This window comes from Pinisolibacter aquiterrae (genome assembly GCF_019160155.1).
Classification (GTDB): domain Bacteria; phylum Pseudomonadota; class Alphaproteobacteria; order Rhizobiales; family Ancalomicrobiaceae; genus Pinisolibacter; species Pinisolibacter aquiterrae.
Window position 1 is genome coordinate 451,899 of sequence record NZ_JAFNIH010000041.1, and the last position, 25,344, is coordinate 477,242.

Here is a 25,344-nt window from a genome sequence, read left to right on the forward strand (position 1 = left end):
CGCTCGGCGATCGCCTCGATCTCCACCAGCGCCTCCGGCGCGACGAGCGCGGAATTCTCCGGCGGTCAACGCCAACGGCTCGGCATCGCGCGCGCCCTGGCGCTCTCGCCGAAACTGATCGTCTGTGACGAACCCGTCTCCGCCCTCGACGTCTCGGTCCAGGCGCAGGTGGTCAACCTTCTGACCGATCTCCAGGCCGAGTTCGGCATCTCCTATCTCTTCGTCGCCCACGACCTCGCGGTGGTGCGCCACATCAGCCACCGGGTGGCGGTGATGTATCTCGGCCGGATCGTCGAGATCGCCGATCGCGACACGCTCTTCGCCGATCCGCGACGCCCCTATACGCGGATGTTGCTGGCGGCGGCGCCGATCCCGAACCCGCGCGCGCGGCGGGTCCGGCAATTGCCGATCGGCGATCCGCCGAGCCCGATCGACCCGCCCGCCGGTTGCCGTTTCCACCCGCGCTGCCCGTCGGCGACGGACCTCTGCCGGGTGAGCGCGCCGTCGCTCGACCCCGCCCCGGGCGATCGGGACCACCGCGTCGCTTGCCACGTGGCGGCGTGATGCCGAGCGCCGGGAATCCCCTCCGACCGGCCGCTCACGCCCCCACCACGGGGCGGCGCAAGGGCGCGGTGACCTCGATCAGGTGATCCATCACCGCCCGGACCCGAGCCGAGCGCCGCAGGTCCGGGTGCACCACCAGCCAGATCGGACGCGTCGCCGCCTCCGCCTCCTCGAGACACACGAGGCCGTCGTCGGCGGCGGCGAGGACATGGGGCAGCGCCGCGAGACCCATCCCGGCCCGGACCGCCGTCAGCAGCGTGACGAGGTCGTTGGTCACGAGCGCGATGCGGCGGTCTCGCGCGCGCGCTCTCAGCCAGAGTTGTTGCGGCACCCCGTCGAGCCGCTCGTCGTAGCCGAGAAAATCGAGATCCTCGCCCGCCGTCGCCTCGACGAGGCCGCGAGCGCCGTAGAGCCCGTATCGAAGATCGCCGATCCGGCGCCCGATCAGACCGGAATCGCTCGGTTGGCGCAGGCGCAGCGCGACGTCCGCCTCGCGCCGGACCAGACTGGCGTCGGCGACGTCGCCGATCAGATCGAGCGTCAGCCCGGGGTGAGCCCGCGTCAGCGGCGCCAACCGGGGCGCGAGCCAGAGGCTGGCGAGGGCGGGCGGCGCGCTGATCGAGACGCGGCCGTCGATCGTCTCGCTGCGCCCGTCGGCGAACCGCGCGACCGCGTGGATCGCCGCCTCGACGTCGGCGGCGCGTTCGGCGAGCGCCGCTCCCTCGGCGGTCGGGACCCAACCGCGCGGCATGCGATCGAAGAGTTTCAACCCGAGCGCCTGCTCGAGCTCGCCCACCCGCCGGGCGACGGTGGTGTGATCGGCCGCGAGCCGGCGCGCCGCCTCCGACAGACTGCCCGCGCGCGCCAGCGCGACGAAGAAGCGCAGATCGTCCCAGTTCATCGCCGTCCACCCGGTTCGCGCCGTCGCGATATGTGGAAATTCGCGCAGATGATGCGCGAATCTGGGGAATTCTACCAGAGACTCTGCCGCGCCAGTCTGGGGCTCCGAAGAAGGAGTGAACCATGACCTCGGCCATATGCATGACCACCACGGGTGGCCCCGATGTTCTCGAACCGGCGATCCTCGATCTGCCCGCGCCCGGGCCCGGCGAGGTGCGCCTCCGCCACGGCGCGGTCGGCGTCAACTTCGTCGACGTCTATCACCGCACCGGCCTCTATCCCCTGCCCCGGCTTCCCGCCGTCCTCGGCGTCGAGGGGGCCGGCACGGTGACGGCGGTCGGCGACGGCGTCGCGGATTTCGCGCCCGGCGATCGCGTCGCCTGGGCGGGCCTACCGGCCGGCGGCTACACCGAGGAGCGCAACATCGACGCAGAGCGCCTGATCCGGTTGCCCGAGACCATCGACGATCGCACCGCCGCCGCGATCATGTTGCGCGGCATCACCGCCCACATGTTGCTGGAGCGCGTGGTCCGGGTCGGACCGGACACGACCGTGCTCGTCCATGCCGCCGCCGGCGGCCTCGGCCTGATCCTGACCCGTTGGGCCAAGGCGCTCGGGGCGCGCGTCGTCGGCACCGTCGGGTCCGAGGAGAAGGCGGAAACCGCGCTCGCCGCCGGTCTCGATCACGCGATCCTCCATCGCCGCGCCGATTTCGTCGCCGAAGTGCGGCGGCTGACCGACGGGCGCGGCGTCGACGTCGCCTATGACGGGATCGGCGGCGACACGCTTCCGCGGACCTTCGATGCCGTCCGCCCCTTCGGTACGGTGGCGAGCATCGGTCAGGTGAGTGGCCCGATCGCCCCCGTCGCGGTCACGGAGATCGGCCCGGGGCGGTCCCTCTCGTTCGCCCGGCCGAGCGTCTTCGCCCACGCCCGCGATCTCGTGAGCTATCGCGCCGCCGCCGCCGCGCTCTTCGCGCGGATCGCCGATGGATTGACCGTCGCCGTCGGGCTCGAGTTGCCGCTCGCCGAGGCGGCGGAGGCCCATCGCCGGCTCGAGGCCGGGACGACCTCGGGCTCGATCGTCCTCGTGCCTTGACCGCGCGCCGTCGGGTCCTGGCGCCCGGCGGCGGCTCAGGACGCGACGGCGCCCGTCGTCGCCGACAGGATCCGGCGGCCGTCCGAGGCGCGCGCCTCGAGCCGGCCGTCGCGATCGCCGTCGAGCGCCGCGAGGGTCAGCACGTCGCCGCAAGCGGCGGGGGCATGCGCGTGAAACGAGATCGTCCCCGCCGCCCCGTCCCGTCGGCGCGCCCAGGCGAGGCCGAGCAGGGTCGCGGTCAGGGTGCCCTGTATCAAGGGCGCCGGGAACCCTTCGGTGTCGCGGGCATAGGCGACGTCCCAATGGATGCGATGGGCATTGAAGGTCAGGGCGGAGAAGCGGAAGACCGCGAGCGGGTCGATCGCGAACGTGCCCAGCACATCGCCGGGGGCGGGCGCGGCCGCCTCGGGGCGCGGGGCGGTGGCGATCGGCCGCGCCGTTCGGAAGACGTAGCGTTGCACGTCGACGATCCGATCCTCGCCCTCGACCGAGAAGATCTGTTCGACGCGGCCGAAGGCGAGCCGGCCCGATCGCCCGACCTTCTCGGTGACGTCGAGGATGCGGGTGCGCCGCCGCACCGTGTCCCCGATCCGGAGCGGGGCATGGACCGTGACGTCGGCTCCGGCCCACATCGTGAAGGAGAAGCCGTCCGGCGGCGGCAGGATCGCCCCGGCCGTCGTCGCCAGCCCGTCGCCGGAGAGATCGCCGAGGGGGGCCGCGTCCGGCGCGAGACACCAGTGGAGCCCGAACGGCACGGCGGCGCCGGGCCTCGGGTCTACGTCCGTGAGACCCAGGGTGACGGCGAAGCGGCGGAGAAGCGCCGGCGAGACGGCGTCGACGTCGAAGGCGGTGGTGTCGTGGTCCATCGTCGTCGTCTCCCTTGCCCCTCTCAGCCCCGACGCGCGCGAAAGAAGCGTTCGATCCTGTCGAGGACCTCCGGACCGCGCCCGGCGATCGCCTGGGCGTCACGCTCTGCGGCGAGGCGATCGGCGAGATCGGCCTCGGCGGCCTCGCCGATCAGCCGTTTGGTCGCGGCGATCGCGGCCGGCGGGAGGACCGCGAGCCGTTCGGCGATCCCCGCGACCGTCGCCTCGAGGTCGGCCGGCGCGCAAGTTCGCCAGACGAGCCCCCAGTCACGCGCCGCCGCCGCGGAGATCCGCTCGCCGAGCAACATCATCGCCGCCGCGCGCCCGCGCCCGAGGAGACGGGTGAGGAACACCGTGTTGCCGGCGTCGGGGACGAGCGCGAGCCCGACGAAGGGTTCGTAGAAATAGGCGTCCTCGGCCGCGATCACGATGTCCGAGGCGAGCGCGAGCCCGACCGAGGCACCGGCGCAGGGCCCGTTCACCGCCGCCACGATCGGCAGCCGCGAGGACCGCATCGCCGCGATCAGCGGATTGAAATGGCGCTCGAGCACGTCGCCGAGCTCCGGCGGCATCGTCGGCGGCGGCACCGACAGGTCGTAGCCCGCCCCGAAGGCCCGGCCCCGGCCGGTGATCACCAGAGACCGCACCTCCGCGCGCGCCTCGGCGACGCGCAGCGCCGCGAGGATCTCGCCCGCCGTCTCGTCGCGCAGCGCGTTGAGCTTGTCCGGCCGGGCGATCTCGAGGCGCGCCACCGGACGGGAGACGTCGAGCGCGACGTCGTGGAAGGGCGGGATCATGCGACCGCCGCCCGTGTCGGTTCGTCGAGGAGGGCGCCGGCCTGGTCGAGGGCCGCGCGATAGTCGCGCGTGAACCGGGCGCAGAGGTCGCCGGCGCTCGGGATGTCGTCGATGCCGCCGACCCCCTGGCCCGCCGCCCAGATGTCCTTCCAGGCCTTGGCCTCTCCGGTGGCGAGGTCGAGCCGGGCCGGCGCGGAGAGATCGTCGGGATCGCGCCCCGCCGCGACGATGCTCGGCCTCAGGAAATTGCCGGGCACGCCGCTGATCGCCGGGGTGTAGACGATGTCGTCCGGTCCGCTGGCGACGAGCATCGCCTCGAGGCCGGTCGCGGCGAGGCTCTCGCGCGTCGCCATGAAGCCGGTGCCGACATAGGCCATGTCGGCGCCGAGGAGCCGGGCGGCGGCGACCTCGGCCCCGTTCGTCACGGTCCCCGCGAGGAGCAGGGTGCCGGCGAAGAACCGGCGGATCTCGGCGATCGCCACCAACGGATTGAGCCGCCCGGCATGACCGCCGGCGCCGTGGCAGACGGCGATCAGCCCGTCGACGCCGGCCTCCGCCGCCTTGCGGGCGTGGGCGATCGTGGTCACGTCGTGGAAGACGAGCCCGCCGGCCTCGTGGACGGCGCGGATGAGATCGCGGTCGAGGCCGAGCGAGGTGACGACGAGCGGCACCCGCGCGGCGAGCGTCGCCGCGAGATCGGCCTCGAGCCGGCGGTTCGACTTGTTGACCACGAGATTGACGCCGAAGGGCGCGGGCGCGACCCCTGTGCGGCTCTCGATCGCCGCGAGCCGTTCGGCGATCTCCGCGAGCCACTCGGCATGGCCCTCGGTGGTGCGCCGGTTGAGCGCCGGGAAGGTGCCGACCACCCCGGCCCGGCAGCATTCCACGACGAGGTCGGGTCCGGAGATCAGGAACATCGGTGCGGCGACGATCGGCACGGTGAGGCGGCCGACGAAACTCTGCGGAAGGGCCATGGCGTCCTCGCTGCGCGCGGGTCGTCCCGGCCGCGCCGTGGGGCGCGACCGGGCGGGTCGTGAGCGGGCTCAGTAGTCGACGAAGTCGGTCAGCGGGGTGAAGGTCTTGGACTTGGCGTCGAGCCGATAGACCGCGACCGCGGTTCCCGCGAGCTGCTTGGCGTTGTCGAAGGAGATCGGGGCGGTGAGGCCGTCGGTGTCGTAGCCCTTGAGCGCCTTCAGCTTGGCGATCGTGCAGGCCCGGGTCAGATCCTTGCCGCAGTCGCCCATCGCCTTGGCGAGCACCTTGACGCCGACATAGGTGATGTAAGTGTAGCGGTTGATCGCGCCGATCTCCTCGGCCGAGGCGTATTTCTTCGCCTTCTCCATGAACCGATCGATCGCCCGGCCCTGGAGGGCGACGTAGTCGCCGACGAGATAGTCGTATCCCGCCGGGGCCGAGAGGTTGACGGAGGGGGGCATGTCCTCGCTCCACACCGAGGCGATCTGCAGATCCATGCCGTTCTTGCGGGCCTCCGCGAGGATGTTGGCGGCGCCGGCGATGATGCCGCCGTTGGCGAGCACGCCGACGCCGGCCTGCTTCATCTGCGCGACCTCCGCCGCGAAGTTGGAGGTGCCCTTCTTGAAGCGCAGACGGATCGCGTCCTTGACGCCGAATTCCTTGACGGCGCGATCGTAGCCGTGCTCGACGGCGACGCCGAAGTCGTCGTCCTGGCGGATCAAGCCGTAGACCGCGTTGGCGGGCTTGGCCTTGTCGTGGATGTATTTGAGCTGGGCGTAGAAGGCGTTCGCGTAGCTCGCGCCGATGGTGAAGACCGAGGGGCGGACCGGCTCGTAGACGAGTTCGTTGGGCGCGGTCGTCACCACGGTCGGAAGATTGGCCTCGGTGATGAGCGGCATCATCGCCAGGACGTTCGCCGTCCCCGACGTGCCGTTGAGGGCGAAGATGCCGTCGACCTGGAGGAGCTTGGTCAGCGCCTGGAAGGACCGCGCCGGCACGTAGCCGTCGTCCTCGGTGACGATGGTGATCTTGCGGCCGTTGACGCCGCCGGTGGCGTTGATCTCCGCCGCCGCGATCTTGGAGCCGACCGAGACCGCGCGTCCGATGAAGGAGGCGGGACCCGTCATGATGTTCACGTCGCCGATCTTGATCTCGGTGTCGGTGACCCCGGGATCGGCGGCGAGCGCGGACGTCGCCGTCATCAATGCGAATCCGATCACGATCAGAGACTTCATGACTTCCTCCCTTGTCGATTGTCTTGTCGTTGGGATTCCTTGCGTCCCATCGCGGGGCCGCCTCGAGGGCATGGCTCCGGCGACGTCGTCTCAGTAGGCGAGGGGCCAGTTGCTCCAATAGGTTCGGATGTCCCGCCACAGTCCGATCAGTCCGTCCGGCACCCAGCGCAGGAACACGACGATCACCACGCCGTAGGCCATGCCGCGGATCTCGAAGAGGTAGTTGCCGAGGAGCGAGGCGGTCGATCCCCCGAGCATCGCGAAGGCGAGCCGGATCATCTCCGGCAGGAACGAGAGAAAGATCGCCCCGAGGATCGCCCCGCCGATCGACCCGAGACCGCCGAGGATCAGGAAGGCGATCGCCTCGATCGACAGGATGAGCGCGAAGACGTCGATGTTGATGAAGCGGATCTGCAGCGAGATCAGCGCCCCGGCCACCCCGACGATGAAGGACGAGACCATGAAGGCGAGGAGCTTGTAGCGGACGAGATCGATGCCCATGACGCGCGCCGCGACGTCGTGATCGCGGATCGCCATCCAGGCCCGCCCGATCCGCGTCCGCGCCAGATTGAGCGCCGTCAGGACCGAGAGCACGGCGACGCCGAGCACCAGGTAATAGAGCGGGGCGCCGCGCTGGACGTCGAAACCGAGGATCTTCGCGCCGTTCACGAAGATGCCGTTCGGACCGTGGGTCACGCTCTCGGTATAGAGGATCACGTGATTGATGATGAAGGAGAAGGCGAGCGTGGTGATCGCCAGATAGAGCCCCTTGAGGCGGAGCGAGGGGATCCCGACCACGAGCGAGACAGCCGCCGCGACCACGCCGGAGGCGGGAAGCGTCGCCCAGACCGGCCAATGGTGATCGACCAGCAGCACCCCGTTGGTATAGGCGCCGACCGCGAGGAACCCGGCCTGACCGAGCGAAATGAGGCCGGTGGTTCCGGTGAGCACGTTGAGCCCGACCGCGCCGACGACCGCGATGAGCGCGGAGACGAGCAAGGTCGTCGAGTAGCCGTCGAGCACGACGGGGGCGATCAGAAGCGCCGCGAGCAGGGCCGCGACCCAGGCCCAGACCGTCGGGTTGTCGGACAGCGCGACATACTGGCTCCAGCGTTCCTTGTAGTGACCCGTCCGCATGGCTCAGACCCTCTCGATCTCACGGCTGCCGAAGAGGCCGTAGGGACGGACCATCAGCACGACGACGATGACGATGAAGCCGGAGATCTCGCGCATCCCCTGGCCGACGTATCCTTGGAAGAGGTTTTCGACGACGCCGATCACGAGGCCGGCGACCGAGGCGCCGATCACCGAGTCGAGCCCGCCGAGGATCACCGCCGGAAACGACTTCATCCCCTGGAACCACATGTCCGGCGCGAGCTTGAAGTTGGCGGCGAAGAGCACCCCGGCGATCGAGGCGATGGCGGAGGAGAACATCCAGGCGAAGGCGTGGATGCGGCTGACCGAGATCCCCGAGAGCCGCGCCGCCGTCTCGTTGGCCGCGACCGCGCGCATGGCGATGCCGATGCGGCTGAAGCGCAGGAAGATCCAGGCGATCGTCGTCACGCCCGCCATCGCCGCGACCAGCACCAGCTGCGCCGGATAGAAGGGCACCGGCCCGAGCCGGATCACCGTGTCGGGCAGGCCGACGTCGAAGACCGCCGGATCCGGCCCCCAGACCAGGATGACGAGGCCGCGCAGGATGACCGCGAGGCCGATCGTCACCATGACGATGGAGAAGACGGGTTCGCCGAGCATCGGCCGGATGAAGATCCGCTCGAGCAGGAGCCCGATCGCCATCGAGATCGGGATCGTCAGCGCCATCAGCATCAGGAACGACAGCCCGGTGCGGTCGGCGACGGAGAAGGAGACGTAGGCGGTGAGCATCATCAACTCGCCCTGAGCGAAGTTGACGACGCCGGTCGCCTTGTAGACGAGGGCGAACCCCATGGCGATCAGCCCATAGGCGGCACCCGTCACCAGACCCGTCGAGACGAGGAGGAGCAGAAAGTCCATCAGGCGGTCCTCCCGTAGATCTCGGTGATCTCGTCCTTGAACTTGGTTTCGATGATGCGCCGGCGAACCTTCATGGTCGCCGTGAGTTCGCCGTCGTCATGATCGAGTTCCTTGGCGAGGATCAGGAACTTGCGGATGTTCTCCACCCGGGCGAAACGGTCGTTGACCCGGTTGACCTCGCCGGCGACCAGCTCGCGGACGGAGGCGTTTTCCGCCAGCGTGCGATAGGTCGTGTAGGCGATCCGGCGTTCCTGAGCCCATTTGCCGGTCGCCTCGAAATCGACCTGGATCAGCGCCGACAGGAAGTTGCGGCCGTCGCCGAGAAGGATCGCCTCGCGGATGTAGGGACTGTCCTTGAGCGCGTTCTCGATCAGCGACGGCGTGATGTTCTTGCCGCCGGAGGTGATCAGGATGTCCTTCTTGCGGTCGAGAACCCGGATTTCGCCGTCGCCCTCGACCTCGACGATGTCGCCGGTGTGGAGCCAGCCGCCGGCGAGCGCCCGCGCCGAGGCCTCCTCGTCGAAGAGGTAGCCGACGAAGATGCTCGCCCCCCGGATGAGCAACTCGCCGTCCGCGGCGATCTTCTGGTCGAGGCCGGCGATCGGCAGGCCGGAACAACCGTAGGTGACGGCGCCCGGCTGCTGCATGTGCGAGACGCCGGCGCATTCGGTCATGCCGTAGATCTGGTAGAGCGGAACCCCGAGGATCCAGAAGAACAGCAGCACTTCCGGCGAGACCGGCGCCCCGCCGCAGAAGCCGTTCCGCACCCGGTCGAGCCCGAGGAAACGGCGCAGTGCCCGGAAACAGGCGACCCGGAGGAGGAAGAACATCGCTCGATCGGCGAACGAGGCGAAGGCCCCGCCGTTCGCCAGCCGCCGCTCGGCGATGGGACGGCCGAGGCGCAGGCAGCGGGCGAGGACCCATTGTTGGAAGCGGGTCGCGTCCTTCGAGCGATTGACGACCGACTGCTGCATCTTCTCCCAGATGCGCGGCACGCCGAGGAAGCCCGCCGGGGCGATCTCCCTGAGGTTCACGACGACCGTGTCGACGGATTCGGCGAAGTTCACCGTGCAGCCGGTGAGGAGCTGCATCACCATGGAGAAGCTGCGCTCGGCGACGTGGCAGAGCGGCAGATAACAGAGGACCGAATAGGTCTCCGCGTCGAGCCCGAGGGTGCGCACCACCTCGGCGGCGGAGGAGAGCATGTTGCGATGGCTGAGCATCGCCCCCTTCGGCATGCCGGTGGTGCCGGAGGTATAGACGATGATCGCGACGTCGCCCGGCTTGCCGGCCGCGAGCAACTCGTCGACGCGGCCGCCGAGCCGCGCCTCCTCGCGCCGCCCCAGCGCCTCGACGTCGGCGAAGGAATGGAGACCGTCCTCGGCATATTGCCGCATCCCCTTCATGTCGACGCAGACGAGGGTCAGCAGATCCGGCAGGCCGCCGGCGTTGCGCCGCGCGTCGAGGACCTTGTCGGTCTGTTCCTGGTCGCCGCAGACCACGAAACGCGTCTTGGAATGGCGGAGGATGTACTGCATCTCCGGCCAGGGGTTGGTCGGATAGATGCCGAGACAGGCGCCGCCGATCATCTGCGAGGCGAGATCGGCAATGAACCATTCGGGACTGTCGTCACCGGCGACGGCGAGCCGCTCGCCCGGTTCGAATCCGAGCGCCATCAGGCCGATGGCGAAATGGCGCACCCGGTCGAAATATTGCCGCCAGGTGGTGCGACGCCAGAGGCCGCGATCCTTGTCGCGCAGAGCGAGCGCCGAGCCGCGCGTCCGCGCGTGATGCGCGAGGATCTGCGGCATGGTGAGCGTATGGGGGTCGAAGCCGATCATGCCGCGCCTCGCTTGGAACCGAGATAGGCCTCGATGACGGCGGGATCGACCGACACCTCGTCGGGGGTGCCCTCGGCGATCCTGCGGCCGTGGTTGACGACGCAGACCCGGTCGGAGATGTCCATGACGATGCCCATGTCGTGCTCGACCATGAGGACGGTCATCCCGAGCTCGTCCTTGAGGTCGAGGATGAAGCGGGCGATGTCCTCCCGTTCCTCCTGGTTCATGCCCGAGACCATCTCGTCGAGGAGCAGGAGCCGCGGCTGGACGGCGAGGGCGCGCCCGAGTTCGACCTTCTTCTGCTGGCCGTAGGAGAGCGTGCCGACGACATGGTCGCGGATGTCCGCGATCTCGAGGAAGTCGATGATCTCCTCGACCCGTTCGCGCGCGCGGATCTCCTCGCGCCGTGCCCGGCCGAAGAACAGCGCCGCGGAGATCGGATCGGTCCGCAGATGGGCGTGCATGCCGACCAGCAGATTGTTCACGACCGTCTCGTGCTTGAAGACCGCGAGGTTCTGAAAGGTGCGGGCGATGCCGAGATGGGCGAGCGTATGGGTCGGCACCTTGGTGAGGTCGCGACCGTCGAAGAGGATGCGCCCGTTGGTCGGACGCAGCACCGCGCTGATCAGGTTGAAGATCGTCGTCTTGCCGGCGCCGTTGGGGCCGATGAGACTGTAGATCTGGCCTTCCTGGACCGCGAATTCGACACCGTTCACGGCGGTGAGGCCACCGAAGCGCATGGTGACGTCGTGGAGGGAGAGGAGCGCGCTCACGACAGCCACCTCTTGCGACGCTTGTAGTGCTTCACGTCGCGCATGCTCTTGCGCGCGCCGCCGGACATGCCGAGGTAGAACTCCTGAACGTCGTCGTTGGCGCGGAGCTTCTCGGCGGCGCCGTCGAGGACGATGCGGCCGTTCTCGATGATGTAGCCGAACGAGGCCACCTCGAGCGCCAGCTGGGCGTTCTGCTCGATGAGCAGGACCGTCAGCTTCTCCTCGCGATTGAGGGTGACGATGGTCTCGAAGATGCCGTCGATGATCTGCGGCGCGAGCCCGAGCGAGGGCTCGTCGAGCATGACGAGGCGCGGCCGCCCCATCAGGGCGCGGCCGATCGCCACCATCTGCTGCTCGCCGCCGGAGAGATAGCCCGAGATCTCGTGGCGCCGCTCGTGGACGCGAGGAAAGAGCGCGTAGACACGGTCGAGCCCCTCGGCGACCTCCGAACGGCGGCGAGTGAAGCCGCCCATGAGCAGGTTCTCCTCGACGGTCAGCGTGGCGAACAGCGCCCGCCCCTCGGGAACCTGGATGAGGCCGCGCCGGACGATGTCGTCCGGCGTCGCCCTGCCGATCTCCTCGCCGAGGAAGGTGACCGTGCCGCCGACGATCTCGCCGCCCTCCGGATGGAGGACGCCGGAAATCGCCTTCAGCAGGGTCGACTTGCCCGCGCCGTTCGAGCCCAGCAGGGCGACGATCGCGCCCGCCTCGACCTCGAGCGACACGTCGCGGACCGCCTCGATGGCGCGTCCGTAGACCACCTGGACGTTGGCGAGGCTCAGCACGGCGACACCCGCCGTTCGAGACGCTCCGCGAAGCGGCCTTCGACGAAATGAGCCGCGTTCGCAACGCACCCGGGCGAACGCCTCTCTCGGAGGACCGCGCGAGCCGCTCGACGTCGGGCGCGAATGGTGCAGTGCATCAGAATTCCTCCCGTTCTTCTTGTCGTTCACCGATCGAGCGGCGACGTCTCATCATGCCGAATTTCGCTCTTGCATTGGCCGTCGCATTGATGAATTGTCTTCATTAGGGAGGCTTCGAAAGGGTTTGTCAATCCCCTCGGACGCCGACCCGAAGCCGCCGCGAGAGGCCGGGGCGAGGAGGGGAGGAGAGCCATGTCGGAATTGGAAACGGTGGCCGTCGATCGGCCGATGCCGGGCATCCTGCGCATCGCGCTGGCGCGGGGAACGGCGTTCAACACCTTGACCTTCGATCTCCTCGCCGATCTCGCCGCCGCGCTCGAGACGGCGCGTCGCGAAGGCGCGCGGGTGGTCGTGGTGACCGGCTCCGACGGCGTCTTCTGCGGCGGCGCGCATGTGAAGTACTTCACCCCCGCCGACGGCCGGCTCCGCTCGTCGCGCGCGGTGACCGAGGATTACGTCCGCCCGATTCTCGAGGTTTTCGGTCGGCTTCAGACCATGCCCTTCGCGACCATCGCGGCGATCGAGGGGCCCGCGCTCGGCGGCGGGCTCGAGCTGGCGCTCGCCTGCGATTTCCGCGTCGTCGCGGAGGACGCGACGATCGGTCTGCCCGAGGCGCGTCTCGGCGCCATCCCCGCCGGCGGGGGTCTGCAACTGCTCGCCAAGATCGTCGGCCGCGCCAAGGCGTTGGAGATGATCCTTCTCGGCGACCGGATGACCGGGCGGGCGGCGGCCGAGATCGGGCTCGCGATCGCCGCGGTCCCGGCCACCGATCTCGCGGACGCGGCGCTGAAACTCGCGGCGCGGCTGCTGAAGTGCAGCCCGATCGCCGTCGCGGCGGCGAAGAGAGCGATCTTCATTTGCGAGACCGCCGGCCATCGCGACGCCGACGAGGCGGCTCTGAACGAACTCGCCGAGGTGGCGAGCGGCCCGGAGTGGGCGGAAGGCATGACCGCCTTCGTCGAGAAGCGGCGCGCCGCCTTCGTCCCGGCCTGATGCCGGATTGACGCCGACCCGGAAATGGGATCGCCTCGGCGAAAAAGGACAAGGGAGGAAGCGCCGTCGATGACGACCACCACCACCGCAGCCGACATCGCCCGCGCCGGCAAGACCGACGTCTATCGTCAGTTCGCCGGCATCGTCGAACGCCGACCCGACGCGCTCGCGCTCACCGAGGGCGCGCGCACCCGGACCTACGGCGAGCTCCACGACCGGGTCCTTCGCCTCGCCGAGGGGCTCGCCCGCTCCGGCATCGGTCGCGGCGACCGCATCGCCCTCCTGTCGGAGAACCGGGGCGAATATGTCGAGACCGAACTCGCCGCCGCTTGGCTCGGCGCCATCGTCGCCTGCCAGAACTGGCGGCAGGCACCGGCCGAGATGCAGCACTGCATCGATCTCGTCGCGCCGAAACTGATCATCGTCTCCGCGCGCCACGCCGCCCTCGTCGAGGCCGTCGACCTGCGCGGCGTGCCGGTGATCACCATCGAGGCGGCGTGGGAGGGGCTTCTCGCCAGCGGACGCGCCGACCCGGCCCACCGGCCCGACGTCGATCCGGAGGACGGCCTCGTCATTCTCTACACCAGCGGCACCACCGGCATGCCGAAGGGCGCCCTGATCAGCCATCGCGCCGAGATCGCCCGCAACGCGGCGCTCCGGATGGACCTCCGCGTCACCGAGGCGGACGGCTTTCTCGCCTGGGCGCCGATGTTCCACATGGGCTCGACCGATCAGGTGCTCGGATCTCTCATGTCGGGCTCGACCGTCCACCTCTGCGACGGGTTCGACGCCGAGCGCATCGTCTCGATCATGGAGGAGAACCTGCTCGGCTGGATGCTGCTGATGCCCGGATCGATCGAGCCGGTGGTCGAGCTGCTCGAGACCGGACGGCGGGTCAAGGGTATCCGCGCCGTCGGCGCCATGGCCGATCTCGTCCCGCTGGAACTGATCGCTCGGCTCTCCGGCCTCACCGGCGCGCCCTATCTCAACAGTTTCGGCTCGACCGAGACCGGGCTGCCGCCGGGCTCGGCGGTGCTCATACCGCCGGGCGAGCGGCCGACCTCGCTCTCCAAGCGCAAGAGCACGCTCTGCGAGTTCCGTCTGGTCGATCCGGACGACCGGGAGGTCGCGGTCGGCGAGCCGGGCGAGGCCGCCGTGCGCGGTCCGACCGTCTTCTCCGGCTATTGGAACGCGCCGGAGACCAACGCCTGGGACTTTCGCGGCGGCTGGTTCCACATGGGCGACCTCTTCCGCGCCAATCCCGACGGCTCCTTCGATTTCGTCGATCGCTCGAAGTACATGATCAAATCGGGCGGCGAGAACATCTATCCGGCCGAGATCGAACGCGTCCTTCTCGCCGATCCACGCGTCAGCGACGCGGTGGTGGTGAAGAAGATCGATCCGAGATGGGGCGAAGTGCCTGTCGCCTTCGTGTCGCGCAAGGACGAGACGCTCGATTCCGCCACCATCGACGCGATGTGCAGATCCGCGCTCGCGGGGTATAAGCGGCCGCGCGAAGTCCATTTCATCGCGTTCGACGCCTTCCCCCGCTCGACCACCGGCAAGATCCAGCGCCACGAGATGGAGCGCTGGTTGAAGGCCGGAACGTCGTGAGCCGACGGGACGGGAAAGCGGACGCGCGGGACAGGTTCAGGGACGATCAATGGCCAAGTCGACGAACGGAGCGACGACGAGACCCCGGCGACAGGTGAACCGGCTGCCGCCGGAACAGCGCATCGCCGACATCATGCGAGCCGCCCGCGAGGTCTTCACCGAGCGCGGCTATTCCGAGGCGTTGATTTCGGAGATCGCCGAGCGCGCCGGCGTCGTCGAGGGCAGCATCTATCGCTTCTTCACCAACAAGCACGATCTCTTGGTACGTGTCGTGGAGAATTGGTACGAGAGCATGCTCCAGCGCGACGCCGAGCAGTTCGCGGCGATCCGCGGGACCTGGAACCGGATCCGCTACATCGTCCACCACCATCTCGCCTCGATCCGCGAGGAGCCGGCCCTGTCGCGCCTCGTCTTCCAGGAACTGAGGCCCGACCCCGGCTATCGCCAGACCCGGCTGTTCCAGCTCAATCAGGCCTATACGCATCGGATCATCGACGTCGTGCGCGAGGCGATGGCCTCCGGCGAGTTCCGCTCCGACACCTCGCCGACCCTGGTGCGCGCCGTCCTCTACGGCTCGATCGAGCACGTGACCTGGGCCTATCTGCGCAAAGAGGGCGAATTCGACCTCGCCGCGACCACCGACGGGATCGCCGACATCATCTACCGCTCGCTCGCCGCCGTCCCTCAGGCGCGCGGCGACGCGCTCACCGAGGCGATCGATCGCCTGGAGCGGGTCGCCACGCGCCTCGAGGGGGTGGAGACGACCGGGGCCGCCCCGCGCGCCCCCCGATCGACCCGTGCTCGCGCGCCTCAGACGTCGAAATAATCGGGCTTGCCGATCGTCCAGGTCTCGCCCCAGAGCTGGCTCCCGCCGGCGACGTTCAGAACCTCGCCGGTGACGAAGCGCCCGGCGGGCCCGCCGAGATAGGCGCAGGCCTCGGCGACGTCCCAGGTCGTGCCGACCCGCATCATCGGGTTGGTCTTCGGATAGGTGGCGACCGCCTCGGGCGAATAGACGTTCCACCCCTCGGTCTCGATGACGCCGGGCGCGACGCAGTTGATGCGGATGCCGAGCGGCGCCCATTCGACCGCCTGCGTCCGCGTCAAGCCGACGACGCCGGAGCGCGCCGCGATCGTGTGGGCGACGCCGTAGAGCCCGTGCTCGACCACCACCACGATGTTGACGATCGCCCCGCCGCGCCCGGCCTCGCGCCAGCGCCGCGCCGCTGCCTGCATCATGAACCAGGTGCCGTCGAGATTGGTGGAAACCACCGAGTGCCAGCCCTTGACCGAGAAGTCGATCGCCGCCTGGGGGAACTGGCCGCCGGCCGAGTTGATCAGAAGATCGAACCCGCCGGTCTCCGCGACGACCGTGGTCATCGTCTCGTCGACCGCCTCCGGCCGGCGGATGTCGACGGCATGGCCCGAGGCCTCGATCCCGGCCTCGCGCATCGCCGCGACGGCGGCGGCGAGCTTCTCCTCGCTGCGGCCGGCGAGGACGACCCGCGCCCCGAGCCGGCCGAAGAGCCACCCGCAAGCCCGTCCGATGCCGCCGGCTCCGCCGGAGATCAGCACCGTCCGTCCGGCGAAGGCGCCCGGCCCGAAGACCGTCGGCAGGGTGGCGAGATCGCGATCGGCGAGGCCGAACGCCCGTTTCTCCACGATGTCCGTCATCTCACTTCAGATCCCCGAGGAGTTCGCGGGCGATGATCATCTTCCGGACCTCGGTGGTGCCGGCGCCGATCTCGAGCAGTTTGATCGAGCGATAGAGCCGGTTGATCTCCGATTCCCAGATGTAGCCCGAGCCGCCGTGGATCTGCAGCGCCTTGTCGAGCACCGTGTGGCACGCCTCGGCCGCGTACATCACCGAGGCGGCGGTCAGCTTGTGGATGTCGCCCCGCCCACCGCCGCCGATCTCGAGCGGAGCGGCCGCGGTCAGCGTCCGATAGGTGAAGGTGCGCATCGTCTCGACCGCCACATACATGTCGGCGAGCATCGACTGCACCATCTGGAAACTGCCGATCGCCCGGCCGAACTGCCGGCGCGTCTTGGCGTAGTCGACCGAGAGATCGAGCGCGCGCTCGGCGATGCCGAGGCAGATCGGCGAGATCATCGCCCGCTCGAGATCGAGGCCGCTCATGACGATCGAGACGCCGGCGTTCTCGCGGCCGACGAGGTTTTCCGCGGGAATGCGGCATTCGTCGAAGACCAGCTCGCCGGTCTGGCTGCCGCGATAGCCCATCTTCTCGAGCTTCTGGGCGACCGCGAAGCCGGGGGTGCCCTTCTCCACCACGAAGGCGGAAATGCCGTGCGCGCCCTTGTCCCGATCGGTCTTGGCATAGACCAGGATCACGTCGGCGACGGGCCCGTTGGTGATGTAGATCTTGGAGCCGTTGAGCACCCACTCGTCGCCCTCGCGCCGCGCGGTGGTGCGCATCGAGCCGAGCGCGTCGGAGCCGGCGCCGGGCTCGGTGAGGCCGAGGCAGCCGATCTTGCGCCCCGAACAGAGGTCGGGCAGCCACTTGCGCCGCTGCGCCTCCGAGCCGTTCCGGTAGAGGTTGTTGGCGCAGAGATTGTCGTGCGCCACCCAGCTCAGCGCCAGGGCATGGTTCCAACGCGAGAAGCCCTGGAGGACGAGGCCGGCGGCGGTCAGATCCAGACCGGCGCCGCCGTAGGCCTCGGGGATGGTGATGCCGAAGAGGCCGACGTCGCCGATCTTCGGGAAGACGTCCTCGGGCCACCATTCCTCCCGGTCCATCCGCTCCGAGAGGGCGTGGAGCTCCTGGCGCCCGAAACGATCCGCCTGATGGAGAATGGCCCGTTGTTCTTCGGTCAGGTCGAAGGCGGCTTCGACGGGTTCGTTCTCCAGGCGGTGGTCTTCCGCTGCCGACATGCTCTTCCTCCCGCGTTTCTTCTTGCGCTCGATCCTACACGTCCGGGCCCGCTCGTCATGCGACGCAAATGAGCCAGATTGCCCTGTGGAACGGCGTTACTGAATTATCTTCATATTATTTGCAGAGATCCCCGGGAGCGTCAAGCGTCGCGCCGATCTGTACGAGAAGCATCTGAATATGGGGAATTTCCAGGGGTGTCACGGGGCTGCTCAGGGCGATCGAAACATTCGTCGGGGAGGCCTGTTGACAGAATTGATGAATTGTCATCATTTAAATGGAGGCGCGGCGGAGTTCGCGTGTGGAGAGGTTCGGGAGGCGGAAGTGACGGACGTGGTGCGAACCGAGCGGGCGGGTGGGGTCCTGACGATCACCATCGACCGCGAAGAGCGGCGGAATGCGCTGAACGAGGCCGTGGCCATCGGGATCGGCACCGCCCTCGACGCGGCGGAGGCGGATCGCGAGATGCGCGCGGTCGTGCTGACCGGCGCGGGTGACAAGGCCTTCTGCGCCGGTGGCGATCTGAAGCCGGGGGCCGACGGCACGCCCTTCGTCCTCGACGCCGCCGATCCCCGCCACTACGTCGCGACGCTCCTGCGGCGCATGGAGGCCTGTCGGTTGCCGATCGTCGGGCGGGTCAACGGTCACGCCCTCGGCGGCGGCTTCGGCCTCGCCGCCGCCTGCGATCTGGTGGTGGCGCGGGAGGACGCGCTGCTCGGCACCACCGAGGTGCGGGTCGGTCTCTTCCCGATGATGATCCTGCCGGTGCTCCTGCGCACCGTGCCGATCCGACCGCTGATGGAATTCTGCCTCACCGGCGAGCCGATCACGGCGGCGGAGGCGCTCGCCTCCGGCATCGTCAACTATGCCGTGCCTGCCGCCGACCTCGACGCCAAGACGGCGTGGCTCCTCGACCGCGTCACCTCCAAGTCGCCGACCGGCATCCGCCTCGGCAAGCAGGCGCTGTCCAAGATCCGTGAGATGTCGGTGGATCAGGCGCTCGAATACGCCCAGTTCATGCTCGCCAACATGGCCCGCACGGCGGACGCCCGCGAGGGCTTCGCGGCCTTCGCCGCGAAGCGGCCGCCGATCTGGACGGCGGAGTGAGCGATGGAAAAGATCGTTCGCATAGGCTGTGGCGCCGGCTTCTGGGGAGATACGCCGGAAGGTCCGCGCCAACTCGTCCGGAGCGGCGGCATCGACTATCTGGTGCTCGACTATCTCGCCGAGATCACCATGTCGATCCTCGCGCGCATGAAGGCGAAGAAACCGGATCTCGGTTACGCCTCCGATTTCGTGTCGCTGGTGATGAAGCCGCTCGCCACCGAGATCGCGGCCAAGAAGATCCGCGTCGTCACCAATGCCGGCGGCGTCAATCTCGCCGCCGCGCGCGAGGCGCTGGAGGCGGTGTTCCGCGAGGCCGGCGTCTCGCTGAAGGTCGCGACCGTGGTCGGCGACGACCTCGCCGGCCGGGCCGACACGTTCCGCGCGGGCGGCGTCACCGAGATGTTCTCCGGCGCCGCCTTCCCGGCGACGATCTCGAGCATCAACGCCTATCTCGGGGCCTTCCCGATCGCCGCCGCGCTCGCCGCCGGCGCCGACGTGGTGCTGACCGGCCGCTGCGTCGACAGCGCGCTGGTGCTCGGCCCCCTCGTCCACGAATTCGGATGGCGGCCGGAGGATCTCGATCTCCTGTCCGCCGGCAGCCTCGCCGGGCATCTGCTCGAATGCGGCACCCAGGTGACCGGCGGCGTCTTCACCGATTGGCGCGACGTCGAGGGCTGGGACCGGATGGGCTTTCCGATCGCCGAATGCGTGGCGGACGGATCCTTCGTCGTGACCAAACCGGCCGGCACCGGCGGGCTGGTGACGCCGATGACCGTCGCCGAGCAGGTCGTCTACGAGGTCGGCGATCCCGCCGCCTACGTCCTGCCCGACGTCGTCTGCGACTGGTCCGGGGTGCGGCTCGACCGGGCCGGGGCGGACCGCGTCCGCGTCACCGGCGCCCGAGGCCACCCGTCGACGCCCCACTACAAGGTGAGCGCGACCCATCCGGACGGCTGGCGCGCCACCACCACGATGATGATCGCGGGGCGCGAGGCGGTCGCCAAGGCGGAGGCCGTCGGCGCCGCGATCCTGGCGCGCAGCCGGCGGCTGATGGCGGAGGCGGGGCACGCCGATTTCACCGAGGTCTCGGTCGAGGTCCTCGGCGGGGAGGCGAGTTACGGTGCCGCGAGCACCGCGCGGAACGCCCGCGAGGTGGTGCTCAAGATCGGGGTGCGGCATCCCGCCAAGGAGGCGCTGGCGATCTTCGCGCGCGAGATCTATCCCGCCGCCACGGCCATGGCCCAGGGGATCACGGGCTTCGCCGGCGGGCGCCCCGAACCGCAGCCGGTGATCCGCCTGTTCTCGTTCCTGGTGCCGAAGACGGAGGTGGCGGTCGCGGTCGAATGCGACGGCGCGCTCCGGCCGCAGGCGATCGCGCCGGGCGAGCCGCCCGCGCCTCGCGTCTCGACGCCGATCGCGGTCGAGCCCTTCGACGGCCCGTCGGTGTCGGTGCCGCTCGTCGTGCTCGCCCATGGGCGCAGCGGCGACAAGGGCGACGTCGCCAACATCGGCCTTCTCGCGCGGCGGCCGGACTTCGTTCCGCTCCTGCGCGCCCGGTTGACCCCCGAGGTGGTCGCGAACTGGTTCCGGCACGTCGTCGCCGGCCCGGTCGAGCGCTTCGAATGGCCGGGGCTGGCCGGGTTCAACTTCGTCCTGCACCGCGCTCTCGGCGGCGGCGGCGTCGCCTCGCTGCGCCACGACCCGCAGGGCAAGACCTTCGCGCAGATCCTCCTCGACCTGCCCGTCGCCGTGCCGGCCGGATGGCTCGAGGCGGGCGGCCCCCTGGCGGCCGGGACCACGGCCGCTCGCAACGGAGCTTCGTCATGACCACCGTCAGTTGTCCGTCCGTCCGGTCGGTCGCGGAGGCCGAACCGCCCTTCGCGAAGGTCCTCGTCGCCAATCGCGGCGAGATCGCGGTGCGCGTGATGCGCACCCTCGCCGAGATGGGGATCGCCTCGGTCGCCGTCCATCACGCGGTCGAGCGGAGCGCCGCCCACGTCCTCCTCGCCGACGAGGTGGTCGAGCTCGAGGGTGCGACGCCGATCGCCGCCCATCTCGACGGCGCCCAGATCGTGCGCGCCGCCCGCGCCGTCGGCGCCGACGCGATCCACCCCGGTTACGGCTTCCTCTCCGAGAACGCCGACTTCGCCCGCGCCGTCGGCGAGGCGGGACTGGTCTTCATCGGCCCGCGTCCGGAGACCATTCGCCTGATGGGCGACAAGATCTCGGCGATCGAATTCGCCCGAGCGAACGGCGTGCCCGTCGCCCCCTCGGTGATGCCGACCGGCGATCTCGACGCCTTTCTCGCCGAAGCCGAGGCGATCGGCTTTCCCCTGTTGATCAAGGCCGCGGCCGGCGGCGGCGGCAAGGGGATGAACATCGTGCGCTCGGCCGCCGATCTCGCCGAGGCCGCCCGCCTCGCCGCGAGCGAGGCGAGCCGCTATTTCGGCGACGGGCGGATCTATGCCGAACGTTGGGTCGAGCGGCCTCGCCACATCGAGGTGCAGATCCTCGGCGACGGCCGGGGTGGCGCGATCCATCTCTACGAACGCGAATGCTCGGTGCAGCGCCGCTTCCAGAAGATCATCGAGGAGGCCCCGGCAGCCGCCCTGCCGATCGCGCTGCGCGACGAGATCTGCGCCGCCGCGGTGCGTCTCGCCCGCGCCGCCGACTACGCCAATGCCGGCACCGTCGAATTCATCCTCGACGCCGACGGCCGGTTCCACTTCCTCGAGATGAACACCCGCCTCCAGGTCGAGCATCCCGTCACCGAGATGGTCACCGGGATCGACCTCGTCCGCGCCCAGATCGAGATCGCCGCCGGGCGCGACCTCCGCCTCGCCCAGGACGAGATCAGCCTGCGCGGGCACGCCGTCGAATGCCGCATCTGCGCCGAGGACACCGAGAACGGCTATCTCCCGGCGACCGGGACGATCCGCCTCCTCGAACACCCGCAAGGGCGCAACATCCGCTTCGAGAACGCCCTGTCGCGCGGCCAGAAGGTGACGACGGACTTCGATCCGATGTTGGCGAAACTCGTCGTCCACGGCCGCGATCGTGGCGAGGCCATCGATCGGGCGATCGAGGCGCTCGGCGATCTCGCCATTCTCGGCGTCACAGTGAACGTCGATCACCTCGCCCGCATCCTCGGTCACGAGGCCTTTCGCGCCGGCGCGCTGCACACCGGCTTCCTGGTCGAACACGCCGCGACGCTCGCCCCGCCCGCCACGAGCGAGGCCGAACGCGACCGCGCCCTGATCGCCGCCCTGCTCGGCTTCCACGAATTCCGCGAACTCATGGCCGGCGTGTCGGAGCCCCACGCTTCGATCGGCTTCTGGAGGAATTGACATGGGTCCGACCCTGATCCTCGAGGGCAATGCCCACACGGTCGAGGTCCTGCGCTGGCGCCCGCGCCTCGTCGTTCTCGTCGACGGTCGGCGCCACGAGGTCACCGACGTCGACGACGGCCGCGACGGTCATCGCTCGGCGGTGGTCGACGGCGCCGTCGTGGAGTTCATGCGCGCGGCCGATGACGGCCGCTGCCATCTGCGCATCGACGGCCGCACCTTCGAGATCGACCGCATCGATCCGCGCGACGCCGCCGGCGGCGACGACCATTCCCACGACGTGGTGCGCGCGCCGATGCCGGGCGTCGTCGTCGACGTCCATCGATCCGCCGGCGAGGCGGTTCTGCGCGGCGAGAAGATCGTGACCATCGAGAGCATGAAGCTCCAGACGGCGCTGGTGGCCCCGCGCGACGGCGTCGTCGCCGCCCTGAGGCGCGCCGCCGGCGACACCTTCGACAAGGACGCCGTCATCATCGAACTCGAACCGCTTTCCGGAGAGGCGTGATCCCCATGCGCAGGCTCGTTTCGATGATCGACACGCGGAGCGCCGATTTCCGCCGCCACGACGCCCACAACCGCGCCCTTCTCGCGAGCTTCCGTGAAAAGCAGGATCAGGCCCGCCACGCCCGCCCGCTCCGCGACCTCGAACGTCTGGCCAAACAGGGCAAGATGCGGCCGCGCGAGCGCATCGAGAAGCTGCTCGACCCCGGCACGCCCTTCCTCGAGCTCTCCTCGCTGGCCGCCAACATGGCCTATGACGGGGAATCGCCCTCGGCGAGCTGCATCACCGGCATCGGCATCGTCGCGGGCCGCGAGGTGGTGATCCATGCCGACGATTCGACGGTGAAGGGCGGCGCCTGGTATCCGCTCACCGCCAAGAAGATCGTGCGCGCCCTCGACATCGCCATCGAGAACCGGCTGCCGGTCGTCCATCTCTCCGATTCCGCCGGCGGTTTCCTCCAGCTCCAGTCGCAGGTCTTCCCCGACCGGCACATGGCCGGGCGCATCTTCCGCAACCAGTCGATCCTGTCGAAACTCGGGGTGAAGCAGCTCGCCCTCGTCTTCGGTCAGTGCACGGCCGGTGGCGCCTATATCCCGGCGCTCTCAGACTACAACGTCATCGTTCGCGGCACCGGCGCCGTGTTCCTCGGCGGGCCGCCGCTGGTGCGCGCCGCGACCGGCGAGATCGTCGGCGTGGAGGAACTCGGCGGCGCCGACATGCACACCTCGATCTCCGGCACCTGCGACTATCCGGCGGCGACCGAGGAGGAGGCGATCCACATCGGCCGGGAGATCGTCGCGCAATGGGAGGGTCCGAAGAAATGGGACTGCCGCCGCGACGCGCCGGAAGATCCCGCCTACGATCCGGCCGAGCTCTACGGGATCCTGCCCGACGACATCAAGACCTCGTTCGACATGCGCGAGGTCATCGCGCGGATCGTCGACGGCAGCCGCTTCCACGAATATCAGCCCGCCTACGGCACGACGCTGGTCTGCGGTTTCGCCAACATCTGGGGCTTCCGCGTCGGTATCCTCGCCAACAACGGCGTGCTGTTCAACGATTCCTCGTTGAAGGGCGCCCATTTCATCGAACTCTGCAATCAGAACAACACGCCTCTGGTGTTCCTGCAGAACATCACCGGCTACATGATCGGCCGCGACTACGAGCGCCGTGGCATCACCAAGGACGGCGCCAAGATGATCATGGCGCAGAGCTGCTCGCACGTGCCGAAGTTCACCGTGATGTGCAACGGCTCCTTCGGCGCCGGCAACTACGGCATGTGCGGCCGGGCTTTCGACGGGCGCCTGCTCTTCACCTGGCCCAACCACCAGATCGGCGTCATGGGCGGCGATCAGGCCGCGAACACGCTCGCCGAGGTCAAGCTCAACCAGATGAAGCGCAACGGCGAGGAAGTCGACGAGGCGGCGCTCCGGGACCTGTGGGCGGAGACCCGCAGCGCCTATCAGGATCAGCTCTCGGCCTATTACTCGACCTCGGAATTGTGGGACGACGGCATCCTCGATCCGGTCGACACGCGCAACGCGCTCGGCATCGCGCTCTCCGCCTCCCTCAACGCGCCGCTCGGGGTTCCGGGTTACGGCGTCTTCCGGTTCTGAGCCATGGCCGCGCCGATCCGCTTCTATCTCGATTTCGCCTCGCCCTACGCCTATTTCGCGGCGGGCCGCCTGCGCGCCCTCGCCGAGGCGCACGGGCGGGCGCTCGACATCCGCCCGGTGATCCTCTGGGCGGTCCTGAAGGCGCAAGGGATCGGCGACCCGATGGGCAGCGACGCGCGCAAGGCCTACATGCTCGCGGACATGGAACGATCGGCCGACTTCTTCGGCGTGCCCTTCCGTTTTCCCGACGCCTTCCGCATCTCCACCCACCGCGCCGCTCGCCTCTTCCACGCGGTCGCGGCGGATCGGCCGGAGATCGCCGAGGCGCTCGCCACGACCCTGCTCGAGAGTTTCTTCGTCCGGGGCGAGAACATCGCCGCCCCCGAGGAGGTCGCCGCCGTCCGCGCGGTCACCGGACTGGACGGCGCGGCGATCACCGCCCTGATCGAGGGGCCGGTCGGTCGCGACCGGCTCGAGGCGACCGTGCGCGCGGCAATCGACGATGGTGTCGTCGGATCCCCTTTCATCCTGGTCGAAGGTGAGGGATTCTTCGGAGCCGATCGCCTGCCGCAGATCGAATGGCGATTGGGGCGCATCGAGGATCCGAGGGGAAGACGATCATGACGAAGACCGAGTTCGAGGCGACGCTCAAGCCGACCCGCTTCATCGACAGCGACAGTCCGGTGGCGGCGGCCTTCGTCGAGGAACACGCCGGCACCGGCGAGCCGATCGAGCGCGCCGTGCGGCTCTATCTCGCGGTGCGCGACCGGATCCGCTACGACTTCTTCGCCTTCGAACTCACACCCGAGGTCTTCGTCGGGTCGAACGCCCTCCAGGCGGATGCAGGCGTCTGCATCCCCAAGGCGGTGGCGCTCGCCACGGCGGCGCGCGCGGCCGGCATTCCGGCGCGGATCGGCTTCGCCGACGTGAAGAACCATCTCGCCTCGCCGCGCATCCTCGCGCTGATGGAGACCGACCTCTTCCGCTGGCATGCCTTCACCGAGATGCACCTCGAGGGCCGATGGGTGAAGGCGACGCCCGCCTTCGACGCCGAGCTCTGTCGCCGCTTCGGCGTCGTGCCGCTCGCCTTCGACGGCCGGAGCGATTCCGTCTTCCACGAGTTCACGTCCGGCGGCGCGCGCCACATGGAATACGTCATGCAACGCGGCAGCTTCGACGACGTGCCCTACGACACCCTCGCCACCGATCTCCAGGCCTATTATCCGCGCCTGCTCGAGGCGATGGCGGCGGACCGAGCCACGCGCACGAGAGCCTGAACCCGAACGCCC

General features: G+C 69.3%; 24 protein-coding genes. 12 read left to right on the forward strand and 12 right to left on the reverse strand.

The window, feature by feature from the left end; all coding sequences use genetic code 11:
- The first annotated feature begins 9 nt into the window (after positions 1-9).
- Positions 10-564, forward strand: a complete 555-nt coding sequence (locus J3S89_RS17585) for an oligopeptide/dipeptide ABC transporter ATP-binding protein (protein WP_338019811.1) — start codon at positions 10-12, stop codon at positions 562-564.
- 34 nt (positions 565-598) lie between these two features.
- On the opposite strand, the gene J3S89_RS17590 is transcribed toward J3S89_RS17585, so the two are convergent.
- Positions 599-1,465: a LysR family transcriptional regulator gene (locus J3S89_RS17590; protein ID WP_217929131.1), complete on the reverse strand. Its 867-nt coding sequence runs from the start codon at positions 1,463-1,465 to the stop codon at positions 599-601.
- 122 nt (positions 1,466-1,587) lie between these two features.
- Between J3S89_RS17590 and J3S89_RS17595 the strand changes: the two genes are divergently transcribed.
- Entirely contained in the window at positions 1,588-2,562 is a 975-nt protein-coding gene (locus J3S89_RS17595) for a quinone oxidoreductase family protein (RefSeq protein ID WP_217929132.1), read from the forward strand.
- Positions 2,563-2,597: 35 nt separating this feature from the next.
- Here the strand turns inward: J3S89_RS17595 and J3S89_RS17600 are convergent, their stop codons facing one another.
- The 9 genes from J3S89_RS17600 to J3S89_RS17640 all read right to left on the reverse strand — a co-directional run bounded on the left by J3S89_RS17600 (position 2,598) and on the right by J3S89_RS17640 (position 11,847).
- A complete protein-coding gene (locus J3S89_RS17600; protein ID WP_217929134.1) occupies positions 2,598-3,428 on the reverse strand; it encodes an FAS1-like dehydratase domain-containing protein in 831 nt (276 codons plus the stop codon).
- A 23-nt stretch (positions 3,429-3,451) separates the two neighbouring features.
- Positions 3,452-4,225: an enoyl-CoA hydratase/isomerase family protein gene (locus tag J3S89_RS17605; protein WP_217929135.1), complete on the reverse strand. Its 774-nt coding sequence runs from the start codon at positions 4,223-4,225 to the stop codon at positions 3,452-3,454.
- The gene (locus tag J3S89_RS17610; protein WP_217929136.1) at positions 4,222-5,199 is read right to left on the reverse strand and encodes an NAD(P)H-dependent flavin oxidoreductase; all 978 of its coding nucleotides are present in this window, start codon (positions 5,197-5,199) and stop codon (positions 4,222-4,224) included. Before J3S89_RS17610 ends, J3S89_RS17605 begins: the two co-directional genes overlap by 4 nt.
- 69 nt (positions 5,200-5,268) lie before the next feature.
- Positions 5,269-6,435, reverse strand: a complete 1,167-nt coding sequence (locus J3S89_RS17615; RefSeq protein WP_217929137.1) for an ABC transporter substrate-binding protein — start codon at positions 6,433-6,435, stop codon at positions 5,269-5,271.
- 90 nt (positions 6,436-6,525) lie between these two features.
- Positions 6,526-7,572 carry a branched-chain amino acid ABC transporter permease gene (locus tag J3S89_RS17620; RefSeq protein WP_217929138.1) on the reverse strand — a complete coding sequence of 349 codons (1,047 nt, stop codon included), beginning with the start codon at positions 7,570-7,572 and terminating at the stop codon, positions 6,526-6,528.
- A gap of 3 nt (positions 7,573-7,575) precedes the next feature.
- Positions 7,576-8,448, reverse strand: coding sequence for a branched-chain amino acid ABC transporter permease (locus J3S89_RS17625; protein WP_217929140.1), 873 nt, complete (start codon positions 8,446-8,448; stop codon positions 7,576-7,578).
- Positions 8,448-10,289: an AMP-dependent synthetase/ligase gene (locus J3S89_RS17630; protein WP_217929142.1), complete on the reverse strand. Its 1,842-nt coding sequence runs from the start codon at positions 10,287-10,289 to the stop codon at positions 8,448-8,450. Before J3S89_RS17630 ends, J3S89_RS17625 begins: the two co-directional genes overlap by 1 nt.
- Complete coding sequence (locus J3S89_RS17635; protein ID WP_230489166.1) at positions 10,286-11,062, reverse strand: ABC transporter ATP-binding protein; 777 nt, start codon at positions 11,060-11,062, stop codon at positions 10,286-10,288. Before J3S89_RS17635 ends, J3S89_RS17630 begins: the two co-directional genes overlap by 4 nt.
- Positions 11,059-11,847: an ABC transporter ATP-binding protein gene (locus J3S89_RS17640; RefSeq protein WP_230489165.1), complete on the reverse strand. Its 789-nt coding sequence runs from the start codon at positions 11,845-11,847 to the stop codon at positions 11,059-11,061. Before J3S89_RS17640 ends, J3S89_RS17635 begins: the two co-directional genes overlap by 4 nt.
- A gap of 330 nt (positions 11,848-12,177) precedes the next feature.
- Here J3S89_RS17640 and J3S89_RS17645 point away from each other — a divergent pair, with 330 nt between their 5' ends.
- From J3S89_RS17645 to J3S89_RS17655, 3 genes are all read left to right on the forward strand, one after another.
- Positions 12,178-12,978, forward strand: a complete 801-nt coding sequence (locus J3S89_RS17645; protein WP_217929146.1) for an enoyl-CoA hydratase/isomerase family protein — start codon at positions 12,178-12,180, stop codon at positions 12,976-12,978.
- A gap of 69 nt (positions 12,979-13,047) precedes the next feature.
- Entirely contained in the window at positions 13,048-14,592 is a 1,545-nt protein-coding gene (locus J3S89_RS17650; protein ID WP_217929148.1) for a class I adenylate-forming enzyme family protein, read from the forward strand.
- Positions 14,593-14,686: 94 nt separating this feature from the next.
- Positions 14,687-15,418 (forward strand): TetR/AcrR family transcriptional regulator, encoded by a 732-nt coding sequence (locus J3S89_RS17655; protein WP_217929150.1) that lies wholly within the window; start codon positions 14,687-14,689, stop codon positions 15,416-15,418.
- Here the strand turns inward: J3S89_RS17655 and J3S89_RS17660 are convergent.
- Positions 15,403-16,266: an SDR family oxidoreductase gene (locus tag J3S89_RS17660; RefSeq protein WP_217929152.1), complete on the reverse strand. Its 864-nt coding sequence runs from the start codon at positions 16,264-16,266 to the stop codon at positions 15,403-15,405. The genes J3S89_RS17655 and J3S89_RS17660 overlap by 16 nt on opposite strands.
- A 1-nt stretch (position 16,267) precedes the next feature.
- Positions 16,268-17,485, reverse strand: a complete 1,218-nt coding sequence (locus J3S89_RS17665; RefSeq protein ID WP_217929153.1) for an acyl-CoA dehydrogenase family protein — start codon at positions 17,483-17,485, stop codon at positions 16,268-16,270.
- Positions 17,486-17,807: 322 nt separating this feature from the next.
- Here J3S89_RS17665 and J3S89_RS17670 point away from each other — a divergent pair, with 322 nt between their 5' ends.
- The 7 genes from J3S89_RS17670 to J3S89_RS17700 are packed head-to-tail and all read left to right on the forward strand — an operon-like array spanning position 17,808 to position 25,332.
- Positions 17,808-18,590 carry an enoyl-CoA hydratase-related protein gene (locus J3S89_RS17670; protein WP_230489164.1) on the forward strand — a complete coding sequence of 261 codons (783 nt, stop codon included), beginning with the start codon at positions 17,808-17,810 and terminating at the stop codon, positions 18,588-18,590.
- Positions 18,591-18,593: 3 nt separating this feature from the next.
- On the forward strand, positions 18,594-20,417 hold the full coding sequence (locus J3S89_RS17675) for an acyclic terpene utilization AtuA family protein (RefSeq protein ID WP_217929154.1): 1,824 nt from the start codon (positions 18,594-18,596) through the stop codon (positions 20,415-20,417).
- Positions 20,414-21,937 carry an acetyl-CoA carboxylase biotin carboxylase subunit gene (locus J3S89_RS17680; RefSeq protein WP_217929155.1) on the forward strand — a complete coding sequence of 508 codons (1,524 nt, stop codon included), beginning with the start codon at positions 20,414-20,416 and terminating at the stop codon, positions 21,935-21,937. Before J3S89_RS17675 ends, J3S89_RS17680 begins: the two co-directional genes overlap by 4 nt.
- A 1-nt stretch (position 21,938) precedes the next feature.
- Complete coding sequence (locus J3S89_RS17685) at positions 21,939-22,442, forward strand: acyl-CoA carboxylase biotin carboxyl carrier protein subunit (protein WP_217929156.1); 504 nt, start codon at positions 21,939-21,941, stop codon at positions 22,440-22,442.
- A gap of 5 nt (positions 22,443-22,447) precedes the next feature.
- Positions 22,448-24,055 carry an acyl-CoA carboxylase subunit beta gene (locus tag J3S89_RS17690; protein ID WP_217929157.1) on the forward strand — a complete coding sequence of 536 codons (1,608 nt, stop codon included), beginning with the start codon at positions 22,448-22,450 and terminating at the stop codon, positions 24,053-24,055.
- Between the two features lie 3 nt (positions 24,056-24,058).
- Positions 24,059-24,679, forward strand: coding sequence for a 2-hydroxychromene-2-carboxylate isomerase (locus J3S89_RS17695; protein ID WP_217929158.1), 621 nt, complete (start codon positions 24,059-24,061; stop codon positions 24,677-24,679).
- Positions 24,676-25,332, forward strand: coding sequence for a transglutaminase domain-containing protein (locus tag J3S89_RS17700; RefSeq protein ID WP_217929159.1), 657 nt, complete (start codon positions 24,676-24,678; stop codon positions 25,330-25,332). Before J3S89_RS17695 ends, J3S89_RS17700 begins: the two co-directional genes overlap by 4 nt.
- The last annotated feature ends 12 nt before the right edge of the window (positions 25,333-25,344 follow it).